This is a genomic window from Hymenobacter sp. YIM 151500-1, assembly GCF_025979885.1.
Taxonomy (GTDB): Bacteria; Bacteroidota; Bacteroidia; order Cytophagales; family Hymenobacteraceae; genus Hymenobacter.
On the sequence record NZ_CP110139.1, the window covers coordinates 2642766 to 2666850 of the forward strand.

The following is a 24085-nucleotide window of genomic DNA, read 5'->3' on the forward strand; positions in this document are numbered from 1 at the left end:
GCAGCCCGCGGCCACCAGGCCCGAGCCTCCAATTAGGGCGGCCAGCAGCAAAGTCACAATCTTTCTCACGGCGCGGATTTTCGGCAAATATACGCTTCTTTACCCGTTAGCCGCCCCGCAACCTCAACTTTCCCGCGGCGGCGCCCCGTTGCTATGCCCGCCGAATTTCGCCTCCTGGCCAACGTCATCGACCTGTTTCAGAACACCATCCGGCCCGCCACGGTGCACGTGGCCGAGGGGCGCATCAGGAGCATCGAGCCCACCGGCGCCGCCCCGCCCGACCCGGCCCTGCCCTACGCCTTGCCAGGCTTCGTGGATGCCCACGTGCACGTGGAAAGCTCCTTGCTGGTGCCGGCGGAGTTTGCCCGCCTGGCCGTGGTGCACGGCACGGTGGCCACGGTATCGGACCCCCACGAAATCGGCAATGTGCTGGGCGTGGCTGGGGTGGACTACATGCTCCGCAGCGCCCGGCAGGTGCCGTTCAAGTTCTGCTTCGGGGCGCCCTCCTGTGTGCCGGCCACCCCGTTTGAAACGGCCGGTGCCGAAATTACCGCCTTAGACATTGAACAGCTGTTTCAGAACCCCGAAATCGGCTACCTGGCCGAGATGATGAACTGGCCCGGCGTGCTGCACCGGGACGAGCTGGTGATGGAGAAAATCCGCCTGGCCCGGCAGTACGGCCGCCCTGTGGACGGGCACGCGCCCGGCTTGCGCGGCCCCGATGCCCTGCGCTACGCCCAGGCCGGCATCAGCACCGACCACGAATGCTTTACGCGGGAAGAGGCCCTGGATAAGCTGGTCGCCGGCATGAAGGTGCTGATTCGGGAAGGCTCGGCGGCCCGCAACTTCGAGGCCCTGATTGACCTGCTGCCCGAACACTACGAGCACCTCATGTTCTGCTCCGACGACAAGCACCCCGACACCCTGGTGCTGGGCCACATCAACCAGCTGGTGCAGCGCGCCGTAGCCCGCGGCCTCGACGTGCTGCAAGTGCTGCGCGTGGCCTGCCGCAACCCCGTGGAGCACTACCGCCTGCCCGTGGGCCTGCTCCGCCCCGGCGACCCGGCCGACTTTATCGTGGTCGGCAGCCTCACCGATTTCGACGTGCGGCAAACCTACCTCGACGGCGAGGTGGTAGCCGAAAACGGCCGCAGCCTGCTGCCCGCCGCGCCCGTGGAAGTCGTCAACAACTTCACGGCGTATGCTGTCCGCCCCGAGGAGTTCCAGGTTCCTGCCCCTACTCCCGGTAACGGATACCCAGCACCCAGCACCCACCAGCCACCACCCAACAACGAGCCGCCAACCATGCGCGTCATCGAGTGCTTCGACGGCCAGCTCATTACTGCCCGCCACGATTTGCCCGCCCGCGTCGAAAACGGCCTGGTAGTGCCCGATGTAAGCCGAGACATTCTCAAGCTCACGGTGGTGAACCGCTACCAGCAGGCGCCACCCGCCGTGGCCTTCATCCAGGGCTTCGGCCTGCGGCGTGGTGCCCTGGCCAGCAGCGTGGGCCACGACTCGCACAACATCACCGCCGTGGGCTGCGACGACGCGAGCCTGGCGCGGGCCGTGAACCTGGTCATGCAGGCCCGTGGCGGCCTGGCCGCCGTGGGTCCCGGCGGCCAGGAGTTGCTGCTGCCCCTGCCCGTAGCCGGGCTGATGTCGGCCCAGGAGGGGCCGGCCGTGGCCGCCGCCTACACGGCCGTCGATGCGCTGGCCAAGCAGCTGGGCTCCCCGCTCCAAGCACCCTTCATGACGCTTTCCTTTATGGCCCTGCTCGTCATTCCCAGCCTTAAGCTCAGCGACCAGGGCCTGTTCGATGGCGAAGCCTTCCGGTTTGTGGAGGCGGTGGTGTAGCAGCCCCCGGAAAGCCCCACGAAAAAACGCCCGGAGCCGCATGGCTCCGGGCGTTTGCTGTCGTTCCTAGTTACTAATTGATAACCGGCACACCTGCCAGCTACTGCTGCAAGATACCCACGAACCGCTTTTGCAGCAGCTTCTGCATTTTTTCTTCGGTCAGCGGCTTGGCCAGGTACTCCACGCCTTCGTACTGGGCCACGCGGGCCGTGTCGGCGGCGTGCATGGAGGTGGTCAGCACGGCCATGACGGTTTTTTCGCGTACGGCTTCGGGCAGGGCGCTGTACAGCTTCAGAAACTCGAACCCATCCATGCCCGGCATCTTCAGGTCCACGAAGATCAGGTCGGGGGCTTCCTCGCTGGGCTGCTCTCCTTTGGCGCCGCCCCAAATCTGGTGGTAGGCCTGCTCCGCCTTGGAGAAAGTATCCACCCGTTCGGCCACGTCGAGGCGGCTGAGCAGGCGGTTGTTCAGGAAACTGGTGGTTTCGTTGTCGTCCACCAATACCACGTTGCGCAACTTCTTAGACATGCACCGGAAACTTGGGTTACGTAGTTGAAAAGAGTCGGAAGTCAGCCGCTGGGCTAGAGCCAGCCCTGGGCCCGCATCCAGTCGTCGTTGTAGATTTTGCCCAGGTAGCGTGTGCCGTGGTCGGGCAGCACAATCACCATCACATCATCTTCCTGCAAGTGCTCTTTGGCGTATTCCAAGGCGCCGTATACGGCCGAGCCGCACGACCACCCCACAAACAAACCTTCTTCCTTAGCCAGCCGCCGCGTCATTAGGGCAGCATCCTTGTCCGTTACTTTGATGAATAAATCAATCAAGTCAAAGTTAACATTCTTGGGCAGAATATCTTCGCCGATGCCTTCGGTTTTGTAGGGGTAGATTTCGTTTTCGTCGAAGATGCCCGTCTCCTTGTACTTTTTGAACACCGAGCCGTACGTGTCCAGCCCAATCGATACGAGATTGGGATTCTGCTCCTTCAGGTACTGGGCCGTGCCGCAGATGGTGCCGCCCGTGCCCACGCCGCAGGCGTAGTGCGTAATGCGGCCTTCAGTTTGCTGCCACAGCTCGGGGCCGGTGGTGTCGTAGTGGGCGGCCGAGTTGGAGAGGTTGTCGTACTGGTTGGGGTAGAAGGAATTGGGGATTTCGGCGTTGAGCTTGCGGGCCACCGAGTAGTAGCTCCGTGGGTCGTCGGGGGCTACGTTGGTAGGGCACACAATGACTTCAGCGCCCACGGCTTTCAGAATGTCCTGCTTTTCCTTGCCCTGCTTGTCGCTCATCGTGAAGATGCACTTGTAGCCCTTGGCAATGGCGGCCAGGGCCAGGCCCATGCCGGTGTTGCCGGAGGTGCCCTCGATGATGGTGCCGCCGGGCTTCAGCAGGCCGGCCTTTTCGGCGTCCTCAATCATGCGCAGGGCCATGCGGTCCTTCACGGAGTTGCCGGGGTTGAAGTATTCTACTTTGGCCAGAATGGTGCCTTTGACACCTTCTGTCACGTTGTTGAGGCGCACCAGCGGCGTGTTGCCGATGGCCTCAACGATGTTATTCAGATACATGCAGAGAGAATTGCAGTGGGTGGAGAGAGAGGCCGCAAAGGTACGGATTTCGGCTGGGAGGGGCTTGCTGCCGCCCCAAAAAAGCCTACTTTTGCCGCGTCGTCGGCCAGGCCTGGCGGCCACCGTTCCCACCCTAACCCGCATTTCCCGCTAACCCCACTTCGTATGAGTGTTCTGGTCAACAAGGATTCTAAAGTGATTGTGCAGGGCTTCACCGGCTCCGAGGGCTCGTTTCATGCCCAGCAGATGATTGAGTACGGCACCAACGTGGTGGGTGGCGTAACGCCCGGCAAGGGCGGCAGCCAGCACCTCGGCCGGCCCGTGTTCAACACCGTGGCCGACGCCGTGCGCGAAACCGGCGCCGACACCAGCATCATCTTCGTGCCCCCGGCCTTTGCCGCCGACGCCATCATGGAAGCTGCCGACGCGGGCATCAAGGTCATCGTCACCATCACCGAAGGCATCCCCACCAAGGACATGATTGCCGTAAAGGAATACCTAAAAAACCGCCAGGGCCTGCGCATGATCGGGCCCAACTGCCCCGGCGTAATGACGGCCGGCGAGTGCAAAGTGGGTATTATGCCCGGCTTCATCTTCCAGAAAGGCCGCGTGGGCATCGTGTCGAAGTCGGGCACGCTGACGTATGAGGCCGTAGACCAGCTCACCAAAGCTGGCCTGGGCCAGACCACGGCCATCGGCATCGGCGGCGACCCCATCATCGGCACCACCACCAAGGAAGCCGTGGAGCTGCTCATGAACGACCCCGAAACCGAGGGCATCGTGATGATTGGCGAAATCGGGGGCGGCATGGAAGCCGAAGCTGCCCGCTGGATCAAGGAAACCGGCAACCAGAAGCCCGTCGTGGGCTTCATTGCCGGCCAGACCGCGCCGCCCGGCCGCCGCATGGGCCACGCTGGCGCCATCGTCGGCGGCGCCGACGACACCGCCGCCGCGAAAATGGCCATCATGCGCGAGTGCGGCATCCACGTGGTAGATTCCCCCGCCGAAATCGGCGACACCATGCTGCGCGTGCTGGGCGGGAAGTAGAAACGCCTTTCCTGGACTTTATGCTATGTCTAAAATCCCTGACCGTGCCGGTCAGGGATTTTTGTTGCCCTCTGTTGCAACGTAGTACAGTATTTAGCCACTCTTCTTTGAGTAGTTTACGCACAATTCTTTCAACCTCTTCATCTATGATTCAAAAACTTCTACTCGCATCTTGCTTACTGTGGGCAGAAAACGTGGCAGCAACTTCCCTGTCTGCGCCCGAGCCGCCAAGCGCCGAAACGAACAGGCCGTTTTCAACTACTGCCTGGCTGGCCGGCGACTTGGTTGTTTCCCCCGCAACGCTGCCGGCCTTCACTACGGCTGCCGGTACCCCTTCGGCGTATCAGACCATTTTAATCAACGGCACTGGCCTAACGGGTGATGTCACGGTTACAGCTTCAGCGGGCTTTGAAATTGCCTGGTTGGAAAATGGGCCCTATGGCTCAAGCCAAGTCCTGACTCAACTGGGTGGTACGGTTACCAACGTGCCGCTCTACGTGCGCTTGGCCGGAAACACGCTGGGCAGCTTTACTGGCACCGTAACGGTAGCCAACACTGGCAGCGCTTCCCGGACCGTAGCCGTCAGCGGCACCGTTACGGCGGCTCCAACTCCTAACCCAGTGCCGGTGCTCACCAGCATTTCACCCTCGTCGGGCGGCCACGGCCCGCCCATTGTTATGGACTTAAATGGCAGCGGATTTGTGCCCGGCGCTACCGTTAGTATGGACTTAACTCGAATCATCAGCACTACTTACGTATCATCGACACATCTGCGGGCTTTGGTTCAACTTCCGTCCCGCGCTACTTCCGTTCAGGCCAGGGTAATCGTTAAGAATCCTCTGCCCGGTGGCGGTGACTCCGCCCCGCAAATGTTTAATATACTGGCTACGGCTCCAATCATTACCAGTTTTTCGCCTAGCAGTGGGCCGGTTGGCACCGCAGTTACCATCCAAGGCTATAACCTTTACCTCTTCAGCGGTGGCGCCACTGTTTCTTTTAATGGTACACAGGCCATATTGATACCTCCAACACCTAGCGGAGAACAAATTACAGCCGTCGTGCCGGCCGGTGCTACCACAGGGCTCATCACGCTAGCCAATAAGAATGGAGCGGCCGTTAGTGCTACTCCTTTTGTGGTTACGGCTTCTCCTCCGCCCTTCTTTGAAAATTTCGAACAAGGAACCAAGACGAGCTACACTCCCGCCTCCGTGGCGCTGGCTAGTGGGGGCTGGACGTTTGGCGAAGCCCTGATAGGCACCACGGCTGGGGCCGACAAGTTTAACGGCAGCAAGTCGGCGCGCCTGCGTGGGGGTGGATTCGTGGAAATGGACGTTGACAAGCCCAACGGAGCCGGTGTAGTGACAGTAAGCGCGGCCACGTATAGCACCGAAACGGGCGTATCATTCTTGCCGGAAATTTCTACTGACGGCGGCGTGACGTACACCAGCTTGCTGACTGGCCCGGCGCCGGTGCTGACTCCCAACCTCACCACCTACTCTTTCACGGCCAACCGGGGCGGCAACGTACGTCTGCGCTTCAGCAGCTCCAATTTGAACGCCAGCACCAATCCGCGAATCAATATCGATGACGTCGGTATTACGAACTTCACCGTCACGTCAAGCCAGCGTAAGCAAGGATTGCCCCAGCTAGTCGTTTATCCGAACCCGGCTCAGAACTATCTGACTGTAGCCACTGGTTCTTCCCGCCCTACTCAGGTCACGCTACACGATTTAACAGGCCGCGTAGTACTGCCCCAAGTGACACTACCCGCTAGCCAACGCTTGACATTGCCCGCCTCCTTGCCACAAGGCAGCTATTTGCTGCAAGTAAACAGCCAGGGGGAACAGCGCATGATTCGATTCTTGAAGCAGTAGCTTTCCTATCCATCGTAAAGTAATGTTGCTTCGGCGCCATAGTCGCCAGAATGGCCATCATGCGCGAATACGGCATTCACGTGGTAGATTTCCCCGCCAAAATCGGCGACACTGTGCTGCGCGTGCTGGGCGGCAAGTAGTTTCACCGCGAATAGGACAGTGAGAAAGCTCCGGTACTTACCGGAGCTTTTTTATTGTATAACTATTTTCTTACCTAGCTGATACATTTTCAATAACTATGCATATAAACAGTAGAATAACTCTGGTGGCCATCGGCTTGCTGATGGCAACGGCCTGCACCAAGGAGGTTGAGAGAATTGTGGTACAGGATAAAACCTACAGCTGGGCCGAGGTAAAGCAGCTCACTGGCAGCCAGAAGATTATCGTGCAGATGACGCAGGATGCGGCCTCGCTGTACTTGCAGCAGCTGGGGTATCTGGGGCGGCTTACGCCACTACCGGGCGCCGTAGGCCCAGAAGGACCAGGTTACTACGGAGCGGTTCGTCAACTATTTGAGCCCCTACCGTATGACTTGAAAAACCGCATTCCGATGAATGCAGCATTCTATTTGAAGCCGGTACCGGGCAACAACCTAGTGCTACGGGCATACCCGACTACCTATATACCTCCCAGCAACATGCCCGCCGATATTGACTTGCGCCGCCTTGACCCGTCGGCTGTGGAGTTCAGTAACCTTTGGGCAAGCCCATACTTTGCATTCGGCGCTATCAGCCGTAATAATTACGCCCTGGTGGGCTATACAACAGCAACTCCTGCTGACCGGGTTATGCGTTTGGTGTTGAGCCGGCTTTCCCTGGATCCAAATTGGCCAAGAGGCCGAGGCCCCGTTACGGTTACGTCCCGGATTCTTACCGTGCCTCTGTCCAATGGTTACTCCTACTCGATTGCCGCCATCGACGATTATTTTCTGGTGAATGTCATAAACCAGGGCATTTACAAAATAACTGAACAAGGGGTAGTGAAGCAGGTGGTATCTGCTCCGGGAACCGGCATTCGCTCCTACTTTAAACACCAAGGCATACTATACGCCATGAACGACGACAGTCAGAACGGCGTCTATATTTCTGCCGACAATGGTGAAACCTGACAGCTGCGCAACGGCATACCAGATTTCTTTGTTTTCAGCACTTTTCATCCGGTTGGCGATAGTATCGTGGGTATTACACACGGCATTCAGGAAAACGCGTTGTATACGCTTCGCTGGCAGGGCAATACGTACCGCGTGCGTCTGCTCAAGAATGATGGATTGAACCAAGCCGATTTTACGGACTTGGCCCAGCTCGGCGATACGGTATATCTGGGCACGACAGGCGGCCTTTTCAAACGCCCCCTCACTACCTTCTTCGAGAGCCGCTAGCTGCACTTTCCAGAACCCCGCTGCCACCAGTGGTGGTACCATGCCGTGCGTGCTGGCGGGGTATGGGTACTGCCGGGGCTGTATTCCATGTAGTATTGCAGCTCCTCTTGACAGGCTGCCTTCTACCTACGAGGCGGCCTGTCACTATGCTGCTGTTTCCTCTGCGTGCTGCGTGCGCCTGTAGCCTATTTCCTGCTTCTCATGCCTGCTATTTTCTATTAGGGCCTAGGTGGCAGCGCCTGCCGGATTTCTACGCCTCGATGCGCCAGCACAATCCGTCCAGCACGATGCCTGACTACAACTACGAGCTGGAGCTGAAGGTCGAAGAGCTATAGCCGTTGCTGGCCAGAGTGCGTTCCATCACTCCCCGCTTCCGCAAGTGCGTTCCGTGACTACCTCACAACAGTAGCTTCCAGCTCAACTTTCAGCGTCTCGAAGAGGCTTTTCACTTCGAGTAAGGTAGTGGCCTGTTTTATTCCGTGCCTGGCTACCCAAGCGGTAAGGGTGTCGAAGCACGTGAACAATTCCGCTGATGAGGTGGTGTAGATATTCAGGCGCACGATATTCTTCGGCTCGTACCCGGCGGCACTAATGACCTGTTCCAGGTTTTGCAGGGTCAGAATTAATTGGGTTTTCATGTCGGCGGTGCTTGGCTGGCCGTCCGCGCTTATGGCAGTCTGGCCGGAGCAGTACAGGGTGCCCGCCGCCTGCGTTACCTCAACGGCTTGCACATAGCTGCGCTCGTCCTGCCATTGCCACGGGTTGATTACTCGCTTTTCCATTTGTTTCGCTTTGCTGGTTAGGTTTGCCATGCAAAGCTGCCAGAATGAAACAGCGCCGGGTGTGCTCTACCTCACTAATATCGTGTGCTGTAAGTCACCTTAAGGAGCGAGCCGGCTTAGGGTCTCGCGCGACACACCCAGGTAGGAAGCCAGCAGGGTTTTGGAAACCCGCTGCACTAGCGCGGGCTGCTGCTTCAGTAGCTGCTCATAGCGCTGCTTGGCCGTGGTGGTCAGCAGCAGCAACAGGCGCTGCTGCGCGGCAATGGAGCCCAGGATTGACTTTTCGAGGAAGAAACGCTCCATCTTGGGCAGGCCAGCACAGAGCGCGCGGTAGCTGGCCAGCGACAAACACAAAACTTCCGTATCCTCCAGGCATTCCAGCGAAAATACAGCGGCCGTTTGCGTGTAGTACGCCTGAAAGTCACTTTCCCACCAGTCCTCCATTGCAAATGAAAGCAGGTGCGGCTTGCCTGCATCATCGGTGTACACCAGCTTCAGCAACCCCGACACCACAAAGTATACGTACTGCACCGGGGCATTTTCCTGGATAAGGAACTGGTGTTTTTTATACCTTTTGCTTACAAAATGGGTGCACACGAATGCAAATTCAGCGTCCGTCAGCGGGACTATCTTTTCTAGATGCTCTCGTAGCCGATGCTGCATAATGTTCCGCTGGTTTTGCAAACGGCTTACGCGGCCCCGGTTTTCCCAGGCCCAAAGCCTTCTGCCTACTTCCCGCCTTTCTCCCCACCCACGTTCACCACCAGCCCGAATTGAAACACGGAGTTGGCGGCTTTCAGGAACTTGCGGTGCTTGAGGCCGAAGTTGCTGCCGCTAATAAGCTGAAAATCAATGGGGCCCAGCAGGCCGATGCGGGTGTAGGTGATGGGCTCCAGAAAGATGTTGTCTTCGGCGGGGGCGGGCAGCCCGTCGCGGCGGAAGTTGGTGAGCGTGACGTAGCTGGCGCGCAGGGCCGTGCCGTAGCTTACAGGCCAGTCGCGGCCCAGCACGTGGTAGGTTTTCTTATCCTTGGAAGTGTAGTTGACCTGCACGAAGTACTTGTTCAGGGTGCCTTCCAGGGCCAGGGTATTCACGCGGGTTTCGCGGCTGAACTCGGTGCGCTTGCTGCGGCCGCCGCCATAGCCGCCGTACACCTCCAGCACCCGCTTGTCACGGATGCGGGTGTAGTAGCCCAGGCCCAGCTCGCCAAAGTCGTGGTCTACGGCTTCCCGGTTGTTGCGGGAGCCAAAAAAGGACTGCTTCTTGTCGGAATGCAGAAACGACACCGAGCCCATCACGCCCAGGTGGTCGGTGAAGGCGTAGGCGCCCTGGGCACTGGTGTTCTGGCTGAAGTTGGTTTGCAGGGAGCCGCTCCACTCCCCTTTCTGCGTGAGCAGCGGCACTTGGGGCGGCGGCGGAAAGTACAAGGACGAGCAGCTGGCCAGCACGGGCAGCAGCAACAGGCATACGTAGCGCAACAGCAGCATAAACAACGAAAAGAAGGCCAGTCGGGCTGAAAACGACAGCCGAGCCGTTTCGTTGTGTAAGTTGACCCTGGCGCGAGTTTAGCGCAGCGTAACTCGTGCCGAAAATGACGTGGAGGCTGCGCCTCCACTGCCGCGCCAGCGGCAAGCCGGGACTGGGCCATGTGGTGCCAGGCGTGGATCGTTCTGGCGGGGGAGGCACAGCCTCCCGTCATTTTCGGCACGAGTTACGCTGCGCTAAACTCGCGCCAGCCAAGTCTGAAAAGCCAACCGCCCCCGCAACTTTCGTTGCGGGGGCGGTTGGCCTTTCGGGCACAAGCTGAAGCGTGTGCTACCGGTTACTTGGCGTAGGCCACGGCGCGCATCTCCCGGATAACCGTGATTTTGATTTGGCCGGGGTATTGCATCTCCTTTTCGATTTTTTGGGAGATTTCGTAGCTCAGCTCGGCGGCCCGCTCGTCGGTCACGTTCTCGGCGTCTACCATCACGCGCAGCTCACGGCCGGCCTGGATGGCGAAGCACTGGTTGACGCCCTTGAACGAGCTGGCCGTTTCCTCCAGCTGCTTCAGGCGCTTGATGTAGCTTTCCATCATCTCGCGGCGGGCGCCGGGGCGGGAACCGCTGATGGCGTCGCAGGCCTGCACGAGCGGCGAAATCATGGCCGTCATCTCGATTTCGTCGTGGTGGGCGCCGATGGCATTTACTACGTCGGGGTGCTCCTTATACTTCTTAGCCATTTCCATGCCCAGGATGGCGTGGGGCAGCTCGGGCTCCTCGGTGGTCACCTTGCCAATGTCGTGCAACAGGCCGGCCCGCTTGGCGTGCTTCACGTTCAGGCCCAGCTCGGCGGCCATGGTGGCGCACAGGTTGGCTACTTCGCGGGAGTGCTGGAGCAGGTTTTGGCCGTAGCTGCTGCGGAAGCGCATCCGGCCCACCATCTTAATCAGCTCGGGGTGCAGGCCGTGGATGCCCAGGTCGATGATGGTTTTCTCACCGATTTCGACGATTTCCTCCTCGATGTTCTTCCGGGTCTTGGCTACGATTTCCTCGATGCGGGCCGGGTGGATGCGGCCGTCTTTCACCAGCAGGTGCAGGCTTAGGCGGGCCACCTCGCGGCGCACCGGGTCGAAGCCCGAAATGATGATGGCCTCGGGCGTGTCGTCCACAATGATTTCGACGCCGGTAGCGGCTTCCAGGGCCCGGATGTTGCGCCCCTCGCGGCCGATGATTTTGCCTTTTACGTCATCGGACTCGATGTTGAACACCGACACGCAGTTCTCGATGGCATGTTCGGCGGCGGTGCGCTGAATAGTTTCCAGCACCACTTTCTTGGCGTCCTTGGTGGCCGTAAGCTTGGCCTGGGCTACCACGTCCTTGATGTAGGAGCTGGCCTGAATCTGGGCCTCGTTTTTCAGAGACTCTACCAGCTGCTCACGGGCTTCGGCGGCCGTCAGGCCCGAAATATTTTCCAGCTGCTGCAACACGCGCTGCTGCTGCTCGGTAAGTTCCTGCTCCCGCTGGCGCAGCTCTTCTTCCACTTCCTGCTCGCGCTGCTCTAGCTTGGCAAGTTGGGTTTCTACGGCCTGGCGGCGCTTTTCTTCCTGGGCTTCCAGCTTTTCGCGCTGCTGCTGGGCCTGGGTTTCCAGCCGTTCGCGGGTGGCTTCCAGCTCCTTTTCCTTGCGCTGAATCTGCTCCAGCTGCTTCTGGGTGGTCAGGGTCAGCTGCTTGATGCTCTGCTCCTGCTCTACCACGGTGGCCCGACGCTCGGCCAGCTCCTGCTCCAGCACTTGCTTTTGGCGGCGGCTTTCCTGCTCAAACTCCTGCTTGAGGGTGCGAAACTTGTCTTTGGACTGCTGAATCCGCTCGTCGCGGAGGCGGGTGGCCTGCTGCTCGGCTTCGGCCAGCAGCTGCTGGGCGCGGTTTTTGGCGTCGGCTTCGTGGTTTTGCCGGGCCTTACCGGCCAGCAAGCGTCCTACTACCACGCCAACCACCAAGGCCAGCACGGCGGCAAAAACGATATACAAGGTTATAGATGAGGACATGGGGCTATGGGGTTGAAAGAAAGGAACTCCCATAGCACAGAGGCTCTGCAACAACGCCCGCGCGGCCGGCAGAACCGATTGTTCTGCCCCGCAACGGGCTGCCGTACTCGCATCATCCGGCCCAGCCGGAACCCCCATATTAGGGGCTCAGACCAGCACCACTCCGGAGAGCAGCTCGTCCAGGCGCGTGAGGCGCTCGGTCAGGGCTGCATCGGTTCCGTCCTTTTCCTTGCTGACCTTCAGGCGGTCGGCCATGGTGGAAAGGGCAATCATGGCCAGCAGGTCCTGCTTGTCCTGAATGCCGTATTGCTCCCGAAACTCCTTGATCCGCTCGTTGAGAAGGCGGCCCGCCAGGCGCAGGCGCTCCTCGTCCTGGGGGCTTACCCGCATGGGGTAGTCCCGGTCGGCAACGCGGATTTTGATGGATAGTTCGCTCATGGAGCTGCAGTAGGTGGGGTTGGATGATTGTCGTTACTCCCTCAAATAGGCAAGGCACTTATCTATTTCGCGGATGTATTCGTTGAGGCGAAGTTTCAGCTCGTTGGCGTTGGCAGGTTCTCCTGCTATGGTATTGACAAGTTTAACAATATTCTCCTGATTCTGGAAGTCTTTCAGCTGCCGCTCCCGGTCGCGCACGTCGGCCCGCAGCTGCTGAATGGTGGTGTGGGCATCGGCCAGCTCCTCGCGCAACTGCTGATAGGCAGCCACTAAGGTGGTCACCTGCCGCTCCAGGCGGTCGAGTTGGGCAAGCTGCTGGGAGGAAGCCATTTTTTTGGTTTTTGGTTGACGATTTTTGGTTGGTGGCTTTTGCTTTTCCGTTTTCTGTTAGGTTGTCGCACCAAAGCTCGGCAATACGGTCACTAGTTGCTTAACCAGCCCAATAACCAAAAACCACCCACTAAAAACCAATTTACTTCCGAATCAGGGCCCCGGCTTGCTGCTCAAACTGCTGGATGAGGCGTTGCATGACGGCGTCGATGGCCTGGTCGGTGAGGGTTTGGGTGGGGTCCTGGAGCAGGAAGCTCACGGAGTACGACTTCTTGCCAGCGCCCAGGTTCTCGCCTTCGTACACGTCGAACACATTGATGTGCTGAAGCAGCTTCTTTTCGGTGCGGCGGGCAATAAGCTGAAGCTGGTCGAAGGTCACGGTTTTGTCGACTACCAGGCTCAGGTCGCGGCGCACCTCCGGGAACTTGGGCAACTCACGGGCCACCAGCGTGTTGCGGTACTTGCGCATCAGCCAGTCCCAGTCCAGCTCGGCGTACCACACGGGCTGGCTGACGTCGAGGCGCTTGAGCATGGGTCCGGCTACGGCACCCACGTGGGCTACCGGCTGGTTCTGGGCCAGCAGGGTGAGCCCGCCCGCCAGGTAGGGGTGCTGCACGGGCTGGGAGGTGGGCTGCGGAAAGCCCAGCGAAGCCAGCACCTGCTGCACAGCTCCGGCCAGCTGGTGGAAGGTGGTTTTTTCGGTTTTGTGCTGCCAGGTTTCGGCGGTGGCGTTGCCGGTCAGGTACAGGGCCAGTACATTCTTCTCCTGAAACTGGCCGTCGGGCTGCTGGTGGTAGGTTTTGCCGAACTCATAAAGCTTCAGGTCGCGCTGGCGGCGGTTCACGTTATGGCGTACCACTTCCAGGCCGCTGGGCAGCAGCGCAGGGCGCATCACGTTCAGCTCGGCGCTGTTGTAGTTCAGGATGCGCACCAGCGTCTGGTCCCGTTGGCCTTCCGTCTCGAAGTAGGCCGAGTTGGTGAGCGAGTTGGTAATGATTTCGGAGTAGCCCTGGCCACTGAGCAGGCGGGCCGTGTTCTGGCGCACCACCTCGGGGTCGGGGTTGGGGAAGCGGGCCAGGAAGGAGGCCGAGTTGTGGGGGCGCAGGGCCACGTGGTTGTAGCCGTAGATGCGCAGGATTTCCTCAATCACGTCGGCCTCGCGGGTCACGTCCACCTTGTGCGGAGGCACCGACAGAATCCATTCCTGGGAGAGGTGAGAGGTGAGAGGTGAGAAGTGAGAAATATCATTCACTTCATTGGTCTCACTTCTCACTCCTGACTTGTCACCTCTCTCTTCGGCAATGAGAATGTCGATGTCGGTGAGAATCTGGCGGATACGCTCCGGGGCAATGTACTGGCCCACCAGCTTTTCTACCCGCGTCAGGCGCAGGCGCACCGGCGTGTGGGCAATGTGCACCGGGTACTCGTCGACGATGGGCGCGGCCACGGTGGCGCCGGCCACTTCTTGCAGCAGCAGGGCCGCCCGCTTCAGGGCTACGGGCACCATGTGCGGGTCGGTGCCCCGCTCGAAGCGGAAAGAGGCGTCGGTTTTGAGCTGGTGGGTTTGGGAGGAGCGGCGCACGGCGGCCGGCTGGAAGTAGGCACTTTCCAGAAACACGCGCGTGGTGCCCGGCGTCACCCCCGACACCTGGCCCCCGAATATCCCGGCCAGGGCCATGGGCGTGCCAGTAGCGTCGGCAATAACCAGGTCACCGGTTTGCAAGGTGCGCTCCGTGCCGTCCAGGGTCGTGAACTTCTCGCCGGCTGCGGCCCGCTTTACGCGCACCTGGCCGCCGCGTATCTGGTCGGCGTCGAAGGCGTGCAGGGGCTGGCCCAGCTCGTGCAGCACGAAGTTGGTGACGTCCACCACGTTGTTGATGGGCGAAAGGCCAATGCTGCGCAGGCGGCGCTGCAGCCACTCCGGCGAGGGACCCACCCGCACGCCAGTCAGCAGCAGGCCGGCATAGCGCGGGTTAGCCTCCGGGTCTTCGATGGTGACGTGGATGTTCTCAGCGGCTTCGGCCGGGGCGTGGAAGCCGCTGATGTCGGGCAAGTGGCAGGGCTGGTGTAGCAGGGCGCGCAGCTCCCGGGCCACGCCGTAGTGGGAAGCCGCGTCGGCGCGGTTCGGAGTCAGGCCGATTTCAAACACCGAGTCGGAGCCCAGGCCGAAGTACTCGGCGGCGGGCGTGCCGTTGGGCAAGTCAGTATCCAGCACCATAATGCCGGCGTGGCTGGTGCCCAGGCCGATTTCGTCCTCGGCGCAAATCATGCCTTCGGAGGCTGCGCCGCGGATTTTGGACTTCTTGATTTTGAATGGTTCGCCTTCGGTGGGGTGCAGCGTGGCACCTTCCAGGGCTACTACCACGCGCTGCCCGGCCGCCACGTTGGGGGCGCCGCACACAATCTGGCGGGACTGGCCGTCGCCCACGTCCACGGTGGTGAGGCTGAGCTTGTCGGCGTCGGGGTGTTTCTGGCAGGTGAGCACCGTGCCCAGCACCACCCCGCGCAGGCCGCCCGGCACGCTTTCCAGCTCCTCAATGCCTTCCACCTCCAGCCCCGAGCCCGTAAGCAGTTGCCCGATTTCGGCAGCGGGTTTGTCGGTGGGGATAAGCGTGCGGAGCCAGTCGAGGGATATTTTCATGAGTTACGCAAAACAAATAAGAGGGGCGGGCCCCAGGCCCACGGTAAGCAAAGGTACAGATTTGGGCCAGCGGCTCGAAACAGGGCTTCAGTAGAAGATGTAACGCGAAGCTGAGCTTCGCGAGGCGGCAGAACGCCTGGTACCACATCGTCCTGACGACCTGTGAAGCTCAACTCCGCGTTACATCCTTTTTAGCCAGCCCAAGCGTGAACTACAACCGAAGGCCAGCGCAGCTACAGTCGTGCTCCAGCCATCAGTCCTTATAGCTCTTCTCCCCCACCGGCACTTCAATGGCCAAGGCATTCTCGCGCGGGGGCATGGGGCAGGCGAAGGCGGCACCGTAGGCGCAGTACGGGTTATAAGTCAGGTTGAAATCAAGCGTTACCTCGTCGTCGTTGGGGCCGGGGGTGGCTATGTCGAGGTAGCGGCCACCGCCGTAGGTGGTGCGGCCGTTGGTGCGGTCGGTGAAGGGCACAAACAGCGTGGAATCGGTCTTGCTCACGCGGCGCAGCAAGGTGAGCTGCTGAGGCTGGCCCCGCCACTCAAAGGTGGCGCGGGCAAAGCGCGTGTATTTATCGGCGCCGCCTTCGGTGAGCGGCAGGCTGAGGGTGTCGCCGGGGGGCAGGCGCTGGAGCGTGGCGTGCAGGCGCCACTGCGGATCGGGGGCGAAGTAACGCAGGCTGTCGAAGGTTTCGTGCAGCTCCTCGGGCAGCGGCGACGAGTCGTGGCGGCGAAACTGCTCGTTTTTCTGCTGGCGCTCTTTCTTGAGGCGCAGGGCGTACTGGTCATCACTCAGCACGAGGTCTTGCAGGAAATACGCCAGCACGGCCAGCAAGCCCAGGCCAATGAACAGTTTGGGGTTGATACGCATGTATCAATTAAAAATTGAGAATTAAAGATTGCGGTGCAAAGGTACGTTCGTGGGGGCAAGCGTTACTTTCAATAGAAGGCCTCACTAATCCGCGTCCACGCGCCTTTGTGAATTCTTACAACACCAGAACTGCCATGCAGCCCGTCCTGCTGAGCTGGCCGAAACATCTCTCCCGCTGGCTAACTTCTGACGTGAGGATGAAGCGGGAGAGATGCTTCGACTCCGGCTGCGCCTACGCTCAGCATGACGGGCTGCATGACCGCCTAATTCTCAATTTTTAATTGACTTTCACAGCATTCCCTCGTCGGCGAAGCTGAAGTAGCCGTGGTCGGTGTAGATGAGGTGGTCGAGCACGGGCAGGTCGAGCAGGTGGCCGGCTTCCTTGAGCTTGCGGGTGAGGGCAATGTCGGCGGCGGAAGGGTTCTTGTTGCCGCTGGGGTGGTTGTGCACCAGAATAATGCTGCTGGCCAGCTGCTCCAGGGCTTCCTTGAAGATAAGCTTGGGGTCGGCGACGGTGCCGGCCACGCCGCCGCGGCTAATGCTGACGGTGCGCATCACCACGTTGGCCCGGTTCAGGAGCACCACCCAAAACTCCTCGTGGGGCAGGTCCTGCAAGTGGGGGCGCATGACGCGGTAGATGTCGCGGGAGGAGCCGATGCTGGGGCGGGCGGGCGTATCGGTTTCCTTGCGGCGGCGCCCCAGTTCCAGGGCGGCCACGATGGTTATGGCCTTGGCTTCGCCAATGCCCTTTTGGCGCATCAGCTCCTTCACCGAGAAGCGGGCCAGCGTGTTCAGGTCGTTGTCGGCGGCACGCAGCACCAGCTTGGCTACGTCCACGGCCGAGAGCTTGGTGGTGCCCGAGCCCAGCAGAATGGCCAGCAGCTCGGCGTCGGAAAGGGCGGCACGGCCTTTTTGGAGCAGTTTTTCGCGGGGTCGGTCTTCCTCGGCCCAGCTCTTGATACCTAACGTAGTAGCGGCTTCGTACGGAACGGGCGCGGCTTCGGCAGCGGCGGGACTGGGTAGGTTTTCGGTCAGATTGTCAAACTCTTGCATGGGGCACCGTTGTTGTAGGCCCCAAAATCTAAAATAAAAACCCCGCATCTGCGTCAGCTGGGGGGCTGCCGCGCTTTACCTGCACCTCTCGGCGGGGCTTTGCTTTTCCTCTATGTATCGACTTTTCATGACTTTTCTGTTTGTCGGCTTGCTGGTGCTGGCCGAATGGTACGGCTTTCAGGCGGTGCGTACGGCCCTGACCGGGGCCTCGCCCGTGGTGCGCCGGGTAGCCGGCATTCTGTACTGGCTGATTACGGTGGCCGTATGGGCGCTGGGCATCTGGGCCATCAGTACCCGCCGCTCCGACCCCGCCACCTACAAAGCCTACCTGGGCAGCCTGCCGCTGATATTTGTGGCCGCCAAGCTGGTGGTGCTCTTGTTTCTGCTACCCGAGGACCTGGTGCGCGCCGGCCGCTGGGCGCTGGCCCGCTTCACCACGCCCGCCGCATCGGCGGCCACGGCCGGCGCGGGCATCACGCGCAGCGAGTTTCTGAGTCGCCTGGCTCTGCTGGCCGGAGCCGTGCCATTCGTAGCTCTGATTTGGGGCATGTTCAAGGGCGGCACCGACTACACCGTGAAGCGCGTGACCCTGCGCTTCCCTAACCTGCCGCCCGCCTTCGACGGCTTCAAGGTGCTACAGATTTCGGACCTGCACACGGGTTCCTTCCAGAGCCGGGAGCCGCTGCAACGGGCCGTGCAGCTCATCAACCAGCAAGCCGCCGACTTGGTGTTTATGACCGGCGACCTGGTAAACGACCTCGCCACCGAGGTAGAGCCCCACATCGACACGCTGGCCGGCATCAAATCAACCTACCCCATTTACTCCGTGCTCGGCAACCACGATTACGCCGACTACGTGCAGTGGCCGTCCCGCGAGGCCAAGGAGGCCAACCTGGAGCGGCTCAAGCAAAACCACGCCAAAATAGGCTGGGAGCTGCTCCTGGACGAGGCCCGCACCGTGGAGCGCAACGGCGAGAAGATTGCCGTGCTGGGCGTGCAGAACTGGGGCGCGCAGATGCGCTTCCCTAAGTACGGCAACCTGGCCAAAGCCCACGCCGCCGCCGACCCCGCCGCCCCGTTCAAGATTCTGCTCTCCCACGACCCGTCGCACTGGGACGCCCAGGTGCAAAACTACCCCGACATCGACTTGATGCTGGCCGGCCACACCCACGGCATGCAGTTTGGCGTCAACCTGCCCTTTTTCAAGTGGAGCCCCGTGCAATACGCCTACAAGCAGTGGGCCGGGCTGTATGAGAAAGGCAAGCAGCTGCTCTACGTCAACGCCGGCCTGGGCTACATTGGCTACCCCGGCCGCGTCGGCTTCCTCCCCGAAATCACCGTGTTCGAGCTGCGCAGAGCGTAATTATAGCTGTAGAAGTGAGAGAGGTGAGACCTGAGAAGTGAGACTTCGGGCTGACGTCAGCGCCAGCGGAACAGAGTCTCACCTCTCATGTCTCACCTTCTCATTTCTAATCCAACAACCACAACAGTAGGCGGTGCGTATACGCGCCATTCCCGGTTCTGGGACTCTCTCCATTTCTCTCTCAAGCCTACTGTACCCATGAAAAAGACCTTGCTGCTGCTCTCTGCCGCCGCTGCTTTCACCGTAGCCTCGTGCTCCGACAACAAGACGGCCGAAACCACTACGACCACCACAACTACCGAATCGTCCTCGTCGACCAACGCCTCGGCCGGTGACATGGATGTGGAGTACCGCAACCGGGCCGGCCGCATTGCCGACCAGATGGCCTCGGATATGAAAATCACGGACACGGCCGTGGTGTCGCGCATCCGGACTACCTACTACAACCGCGCCCGCCGCATGGGTGAGCTGCGCACCAAGTACACGGCCGACACGGCCGGCATGGCCGCCGAAATGCGCACGGTGTACGCCGAAACCGACAGCGAATTCAAAGGCTACCTGCCCGCCGAATCGTATACGACTTACGAGTCGAGCCGTACCAATTACTATGATGAGCGTTTCATGGACGGCAGCGACATGAGCTCGTCTTCGTCGTCTTCGATGGACAACTCGGGTAGCACTCCTACTTCTGCCATGGAACCCGGCTCGAAGATGAAAAACGACGACGGCTCGAAAGTGAAAATAAAAGCCGACGGCGACGTGAAAATCAAAGACGCCGAGGGCAACAAGATGAAGATGGACGGTGACGACGGCACCGTGAAGATGAAGCCCGAAGAAGGCGACAAAACTAAAATCAAGTAAGCCTGCCCGTTGGCTGCTTTTTTGCCTGTCCTGAAGCCCGCACCTGCAACGGTGCGGGCTTTTTCTTTCTCCCTCTTGCGACACTACCGCCCCGGTGTGCGTTAGTTTGCAGTTGATGACACGGTTTCTGGTACAGATACGCAACGCCTTGGGGCCGCGGTGGCGCGGCGGGCTGCTGCTAGCCTTGCTGCTATGGGCAGGCGGAGCAGCAGCGCAAGTGCGCGTTACGGGCTCGGTGTCGGAAGCGGCGACGCGCCGGCCGGTGCCGGGGGCCTCGGTGGTGGTGCAGCGCACGGGCCGCGGCGTGGTGGCCTCGCCGGAAGGCGAGTTCGACGTGACGGCCGCCTCTACCGACACGCTGCTGTTTCGGGCCGTGGGCTTCAAGGCGCAGCGCCTGCCGCTGGGCGGCACCGGTCTTTCCCAGCTTATCGTGCAGATTCGCCTGCAGCCTGACACCGTGCGCCTAAGCGAAGTGCGGGTGCAGGAGGGCCGCCCCGACCGTGCCACTATCAACCGGGCCTTGCGCAACATCAAGCGCCCCAGCACCGCCCCGGCCAGCGCCGCCAAGCGCCCCCCGGCCCCCAAACCTCTGTTCCCCGTCGACTCAACGGCGCCCAAGGCTCCCACGCCTACCCTGCAAAGCCCTGTGAGCCTGCTCTACGACCAGTTCTCGCGCGAAGGCAAAGAGCGCCGCAAGATGGAGGAAATCCGCGCCCAGGAAGCCGCCGAAAAAGCCCGCCAGGCCCGCCAGCGCTACAACAAGAACTTCAAGGACAACCGCGGGTATGAGTGAAGCTAGGGTCTTGGGGACTTAAGAACGGCTTTTGGCCAAAGTGGCTTCTGGCCGAAGTCTTAGCCGCCGCAGGCGGCGTGACTTCGAGCCATAGCAATGGGGCAAGTCTCCCGACTTGCGGCCGCGCAGCGGCCATGCGGAACTGCGCCACGTGAACGGTGGATAAGAAGATGTAACGCGAAGTTTCACTTCGCGAGGCGTCAGAACAAAATCGTGTGGTAACGCCCTAACGCGTCGCGAAGTGAAACTTCGCGTTACATCTTCTTATCCACCGTTCACGTGGCGCGGTACCGAATGGCCGCTGCGCGGCCGCAAGTCGGGAGACTTGCCCCATTCGTCGGCGGGCAGACGCCTCGCCTCCGGCGAGAAGTCTGCCGCCAGGAACAACCTACTTCCTACTGCTTTGCGTAAGCTGAGGTATGCGAATTGGATATCCTTGTGTGAATGAATCGTTGGACTGCACGTCCACGAGTACCTTTCGGCTGGCTTCTTACTCCGACGAGCGGGTGGAGCAGGCCGTGGCCAATAACCTGGCTTGCTTGCAGCGCATTCTGGAGTATAATGTGGAGCACGGGCTGCTGTTCTTCCGGATTGGGTCGGGCATTGTGCCGTTTGGCTCCCACCCTATCAACACCTACCCCTGGCAAACCCGCTTTGCGGCCGAGTTCCGGGCCATTGGCGACTATATCAAAGCCCACGACATGCGCGTGTCGTTCCACCCCGATCAGTTCGTGGTGCTCAACTCGCCCAACCCCGACATTGTGCAGCGCAGCATCGAGGAGTTGGTGTACCAGGGCTCCATGCTGGATTTGATGGGCCTCGACAGCACTGCCAAGCTGCAAATTCACCTGGGCGGCCTCTACGGCGACCGGGACGCGGCCATTGAGCGGTTTATCAGCGTGTGGCACACCTTGCCGGAGGCCGTGCAGGTGCGGCTGGTGGTCGAAAATGACGACCGGCTGTTTAGCCTCCAGGACTGCCTACGCCTGCACGCGGCCACGGGCACGCCCATCTTGTTCGACAATTTCCACCACGAATGCCTGAACAACGGAGAGCCTATGCCCGAGGCTTTGCGCCTAGCCGCCGCCACCTGGCACCCCACCCGCGACGGCGTGATGATGATGGACTACAGCTCCCAGTCGCCGGGTGAGCGTCGGGGCAAGCATGTGGCTTCGATTGAGGAAGACCTGTTTCGCAGCTTTTTGCAAGATCTGGGCGACCTGGACGCTGACATCATGCTTGAAATCAAGGACAAGGAAGTTAGCGCCCATAAGGCTTGCGGCATCATGCGGGAGCTGGCTCTCCTGCCGCCCGCTCGCCCTGGCTACGCGCCGCCCACGCCCAAAGAAGTGCTGGCTGCTACTGAGGGTCCGGCCCCCAAAAAGCCGCGCCGCAAAACTGCCAAAGTCGCAGAAGCTTCCGCTGCCACCCAACCCGCCGACGAAGCCGCTGCCTCCTAAGTGGGCGCCGGCTTACCGGCCCTGCATACGCTTACCTCCTTTTTATGCCAACCGACCAACTCACCACCACCCTCACTGCCCTGCAAGGCGGCCTGACGAGCATTCCGCTCAGCACTGCCCACACCACCATCGACCAATGGCAGCAAACTCTGCAACAAAGCGGGGAGCCAGCCCTTCAGGATATTGACCGGGAGCTAGGCAATCTGCAATCCATGCTGAGTATGAAGAACGGGCTGGATGGCCCGGCCATTGGCCGCTCGCTAAGTATGCTGGGTGCCCAGACGTCGCAGGTGGCTGCCAAAGCTCCGCAGGACATTCGCCCCTCGCTCACCCAACTGGCAGATTGGCTGCTCCGCGCCGGCGGGCAGCTGGAGCAGGATGGGGACAAGTCTTAGGAGTTGACTGAGCTATTGGTCGGAATGCCAGCTCGATAATGCAGCCTGCTTCCTGGAATGTTGGCTTTATTCTTACCTCGTGTATAGTCGTTGCCAGTAAGCAGCACCGCCCCAACGCTTACCTGCTACATCAGCCAACCAAGCCCGTGAGTGTGCGCAGCGGCCTCTAGCCCAAGTAAAGCCGGAAAATGGTGCCCGTTCCCAATTCGCTGGTTACGTCGATGTGGCCGCCGTGGGCCTCTACCAGACGGTTCACCAGAAACAACCCCACCCCGGTGCCCGAGGCAGCCTGGGTATGGAAGCGGCGAAACAGCTGAAACAGCTCGGCGCCGTGCCGGTCCAGGTCGATGCCCAGGCCGTTGTCCTGCACCTCCAGTACGGGGCGCCCCGCTTCGCAGCAGGCCCGCAGCTGCACGTGCGGCGGGCGGTCCGGGTGCCGGTACTTCAAGGCGTTGCCGAGCAGATTGAGCAGGATGGTGCGCAAGTGTATGCGCACGTACGTGAGTTCGGGCAGGGCCGTGAAGTCAGTGCGCACCTGCGCCTGCGTGGCTTCTACCTGCGGCCCCAGCACCGCCAGTATTTCGGCCACCAGGTCGGCCAGCAGCACCGGCTCGGGAGCAGGGCCGTTCACGGACCGGTCGGCTGCCACCACGGCCGCCAGGTCGTTGATGGTGGTGCTCAGGTCCCGCAACGACGTGTCGACCAGCCCAAACACGTAGGCAGCATCCGGGTCGTGGATAATGGCGGTGCGGCGCAATTCCTCAAACAAGCCTTGCAGGTTGTTAACCGGCTGCTTCAGGTCGTGCGAGGCCGCGTACACAAAGTTGTCCAGGTCGAGGTTGGTGCGCGCCAGCTGGGCGTTGGTGCGGGCCAGCTCGGCGTTGGCCGCCGTAAGCTGGTTGTTTTTGTGGTCGACTTCCTGGCGCGCTTCCGTCAGCTTCTCCAGCGAGTCGCGCAGCTGCTGGTTTACACCCCGCAGCTTTTCGTGGTAAGACGCGACGTACTGCCGCCACTCGTTTTTTTCGATGGCGTGCCACACGGTTTTAAACAGCAGCTCGTGGTCGAACTGCTGCTTTACCAGGTAGTCCAGGGCCCCGCTGTTGAGGGCCCGCACGGCCAGCACCTCACTGCCCGCCCCCGTAATCATGACGGCGCACAGGCTGTCAGGGGGGGCCAGCTTGAGCAGCTCGGCCAGCAGGTGCAGGCCGTCCGTGTCGGGCAGGTTGTAGTCGAGCAGCACGCAGTCGGGGCGCAACACCGCAAACTGCGCGCAAGCCTCGGCGCCCGAGCTGGCTTCGCTGATTTCGAGGCGCTCAAATCCGGTGTGTTTGCTTAGATAACGCCGGTACAACGCCCGGTCATGCTCGCTGTCGTCAACGAGTAGTATCTTTTTCACCAGCCTGTCGCTAATTCACCTTGGGTAGTTCGGAAGTCTCCAGCCAGTACTGAATGGCAAGCCGGATTTTCTCTTCCAGGGCGGCATATTCCAGGGGCTTGGTGAGGTAGCTGTTCGCGCCCAGTTGGTAGCAATCCTGAATGTCCTGCTCGCTGGAGGAAGTGCTGAAGATAATAACCGGAATAGACAGCAGCTCCGGGTCGTTTTTGAGTGCCTCCAGCACCATGCGGCCATCGGTGCCGGGCATGTTGAGGTCGAGCAGCACCAGCGCCGGCAAGACCGAAGGCCACCCCACGGCTTTGCCGTGCCCTTGCAGGTACTGCAGGGCCTGGTCGCCGTTTTCGCAGCGCAGCACGGGGTTTTGCAGCGCATGCTTGCGGAAGGCCCGGCCCAGGGCCGTGAAATCTTCTATACTGTCTTCTACCACCAATATTGGTTTGAGCGGATGGGTTGTCATAGC

General features: G+C 60.7%; 22 protein-coding genes and 2 pseudogenes. 10 read left to right on the plus strand and 14 right to left on the minus strand.

Annotated elements, in window-relative coordinates; translation table 11 throughout:
* The first annotated feature begins 153 nt into the window (after window positions 1-153).
* Window positions 154-1857 (plus strand): adenine deaminase, encoded by a 1704-nt coding sequence (gene ade, locus OIS53_RS11005; RefSeq protein ID WP_264678622.1) that lies wholly within the window; start codon window positions 154-156, stop codon window positions 1855-1857.
* 100 nt (window positions 1858-1957) lie between these two features.
* On the opposite strand, the gene OIS53_RS11010 is transcribed toward ade, so the two are convergent.
* Together OIS53_RS11010 and OIS53_RS11015 are read right to left on the minus strand one after the other, a co-directional pair.
* Entirely contained in the window at window positions 1958-2386 is a 429-nt protein-coding gene (locus OIS53_RS11010) for a response regulator (protein ID WP_264678623.1), read from the minus strand.
* A gap of 56 nt (window positions 2387-2442) precedes the next feature.
* Window positions 2443-3417: pseudogene (locus OIS53_RS11015) on the minus strand (PLP-dependent cysteine synthase family protein); the annotation flags it as partial.
* Window positions 3418-3582: 165 nt separating this feature from the next.
* Here OIS53_RS11015 and sucD point away from each other — a divergent pair.
* From sucD to OIS53_RS11030, 4 genes and pseudogenes are all read left to right on the plus strand, one after another.
* Window positions 3583-4464, plus strand: a complete 882-nt coding sequence (gene sucD, locus OIS53_RS11020; protein ID WP_264678624.1) for a succinate--CoA ligase subunit alpha — start codon at window positions 3583-3585, stop codon at window positions 4462-4464.
* A 146-nt stretch (window positions 4465-4610) separates the two neighbouring features.
* Window positions 4611-6338 carry an IPT/TIG domain-containing protein gene (locus OIS53_RS11025; RefSeq protein WP_264678625.1) on the plus strand — a complete coding sequence of 576 codons (1728 nt, stop codon included), beginning with the start codon at window positions 4611-4613 and terminating at the stop codon, window positions 6336-6338.
* Window positions 6339-6382: 44 nt separating this feature from the next.
* Window positions 6383-6478: pseudogene (locus OIS53_RS20495) on the plus strand (succinate--CoA ligase subunit alpha); the annotation flags it as partial.
* Window positions 6479-6603: 125 nt separating this feature from the next.
* Window positions 6604-7446: a hypothetical protein gene (locus tag OIS53_RS11030; RefSeq protein WP_264678626.1), complete on the plus strand. Its 843-nt coding sequence runs from the start codon at window positions 6604-6606 to the stop codon at window positions 7444-7446.
* Here the strand turns inward: OIS53_RS11030 and OIS53_RS11035 are convergent.
* From OIS53_RS11035 to radC, 10 genes are all read right to left on the minus strand, one after another.
* Window positions 7381-7758 carry a hypothetical protein gene (locus tag OIS53_RS11035; RefSeq protein ID WP_264678627.1) on the minus strand — a complete coding sequence of 126 codons (378 nt, stop codon included), beginning with the start codon at window positions 7756-7758 and terminating at the stop codon, window positions 7381-7383. The two genes, OIS53_RS11030 and OIS53_RS11035, sit on opposite strands and share 66 nt — an antisense overlap.
* Before the next feature lie 350 nt (window positions 7759-8108).
* Window positions 8109-8528, minus strand: a complete 420-nt coding sequence (locus tag OIS53_RS11040) for a RidA family protein (protein WP_264678628.1) — start codon at window positions 8526-8528, stop codon at window positions 8109-8111.
* Between the two features lie 69 nt (window positions 8529-8597).
* The gene (locus OIS53_RS11045; protein ID WP_264678629.1) at window positions 8598-9161 is read right to left on the minus strand and encodes a Crp/Fnr family transcriptional regulator; all 564 of its coding nucleotides are present in this window, start codon (window positions 9159-9161) and stop codon (window positions 8598-8600) included.
* Window positions 9162-9226: 65 nt separating this feature from the next.
* Window positions 9227-9985 (minus strand): outer membrane beta-barrel protein, encoded by a 759-nt coding sequence (locus OIS53_RS11050; protein WP_264678630.1) that lies wholly within the window; start codon window positions 9983-9985, stop codon window positions 9227-9229.
* Window positions 9986-10320: 335 nt separating this feature from the next.
* Window positions 10321-12024 carry a ribonuclease Y gene (gene rny / locus OIS53_RS11055; protein WP_264678631.1) on the minus strand — a complete coding sequence of 568 codons (1704 nt, stop codon included), beginning with the start codon at window positions 12022-12024 and terminating at the stop codon, window positions 10321-10323.
* Between the two features lie 147 nt (window positions 12025-12171).
* A complete protein-coding gene (locus tag OIS53_RS11060) occupies window positions 12172-12462 on the minus strand; it encodes a cell division protein ZapA (RefSeq protein WP_264678632.1) in 291 nt (96 codons plus the stop codon).
* Window positions 12463-12495: 33 nt separating this feature from the next.
* Complete coding sequence (locus tag OIS53_RS11065) at window positions 12496-12792, minus strand: hypothetical protein (protein WP_264678633.1); 297 nt, start codon at window positions 12790-12792, stop codon at window positions 12496-12498.
* A gap of 142 nt (window positions 12793-12934) precedes the next feature.
* A complete protein-coding gene (gene pheT, locus OIS53_RS11070; protein WP_264678634.1) occupies window positions 12935-15433 on the minus strand; it encodes a phenylalanine--tRNA ligase subunit beta in 2499 nt (832 codons plus the stop codon).
* 253 nt (window positions 15434-15686) lie between these two features.
* Window positions 15687-16304 (minus strand): DUF1684 domain-containing protein, encoded by a 618-nt coding sequence (locus OIS53_RS11075; protein ID WP_264678635.1) that lies wholly within the window; start codon window positions 16302-16304, stop codon window positions 15687-15689.
* Between the two features lie 288 nt (window positions 16305-16592).
* Window positions 16593-17357: a RadC family protein gene (radC, locus tag OIS53_RS11080; RefSeq protein WP_264678636.1), complete on the minus strand. Its 765-nt coding sequence runs from the start codon at window positions 17355-17357 to the stop codon at window positions 16593-16595.
* Between the two features lie 112 nt (window positions 17358-17469).
* On the opposite strand from radC, the gene OIS53_RS11085 reads away from it, so the two are divergent.
* The 5 genes from OIS53_RS11085 (at window position 17470) to OIS53_RS11105 (ending at window position 22229) form a co-directional block, all read left to right on the plus strand.
* Entirely contained in the window at window positions 17470-18720 is a 1251-nt protein-coding gene (locus tag OIS53_RS11085) for a metallophosphoesterase (RefSeq protein WP_264678637.1), read from the plus strand.
* 198 nt (window positions 18721-18918) lie between these two features.
* Window positions 18919-19581: a hypothetical protein gene (locus OIS53_RS11090; RefSeq protein ID WP_264678638.1), complete on the plus strand. Its 663-nt coding sequence runs from the start codon at window positions 18919-18921 to the stop codon at window positions 19579-19581.
* 115 nt (window positions 19582-19696) lie between these two features.
* Window positions 19697-20374, plus strand: a complete 678-nt coding sequence (locus OIS53_RS11095; RefSeq protein WP_264678639.1) for a carboxypeptidase-like regulatory domain-containing protein — start codon at window positions 19697-19699, stop codon at window positions 20372-20374.
* 419 nt (window positions 20375-20793) lie between these two features.
* A complete protein-coding gene (gene uvsE / locus OIS53_RS11100; protein WP_264678640.1) occupies window positions 20794-21834 on the plus strand; it encodes a UV DNA damage repair endonuclease UvsE in 1041 nt (346 codons plus the stop codon).
* Window positions 21835-21878: 44 nt separating this feature from the next.
* On the plus strand, window positions 21879-22229 hold the full coding sequence (locus tag OIS53_RS11105) for a hypothetical protein (protein WP_264678641.1): 351 nt from the start codon (window positions 21879-21881) through the stop codon (window positions 22227-22229).
* 166 nt (window positions 22230-22395) lie between these two features.
* Here the strand turns inward: OIS53_RS11105 and OIS53_RS11110 are convergent, their stop codons facing one another.
* Window positions 22396-23625: a sensor histidine kinase gene (locus tag OIS53_RS11110; RefSeq protein WP_264678642.1), complete on the minus strand. Its 1230-nt coding sequence runs from the start codon at window positions 23623-23625 to the stop codon at window positions 22396-22398.
* A 10-nt stretch (window positions 23626-23635) separates the two neighbouring features.
* On the minus strand, window positions 23636-24082 hold the full coding sequence (locus OIS53_RS11115; RefSeq protein ID WP_264678643.1) for a response regulator: 447 nt from the start codon (window positions 24080-24082) through the stop codon (window positions 23636-23638).
* Window positions 24083-24085: the final 3 nt, after the last annotated feature.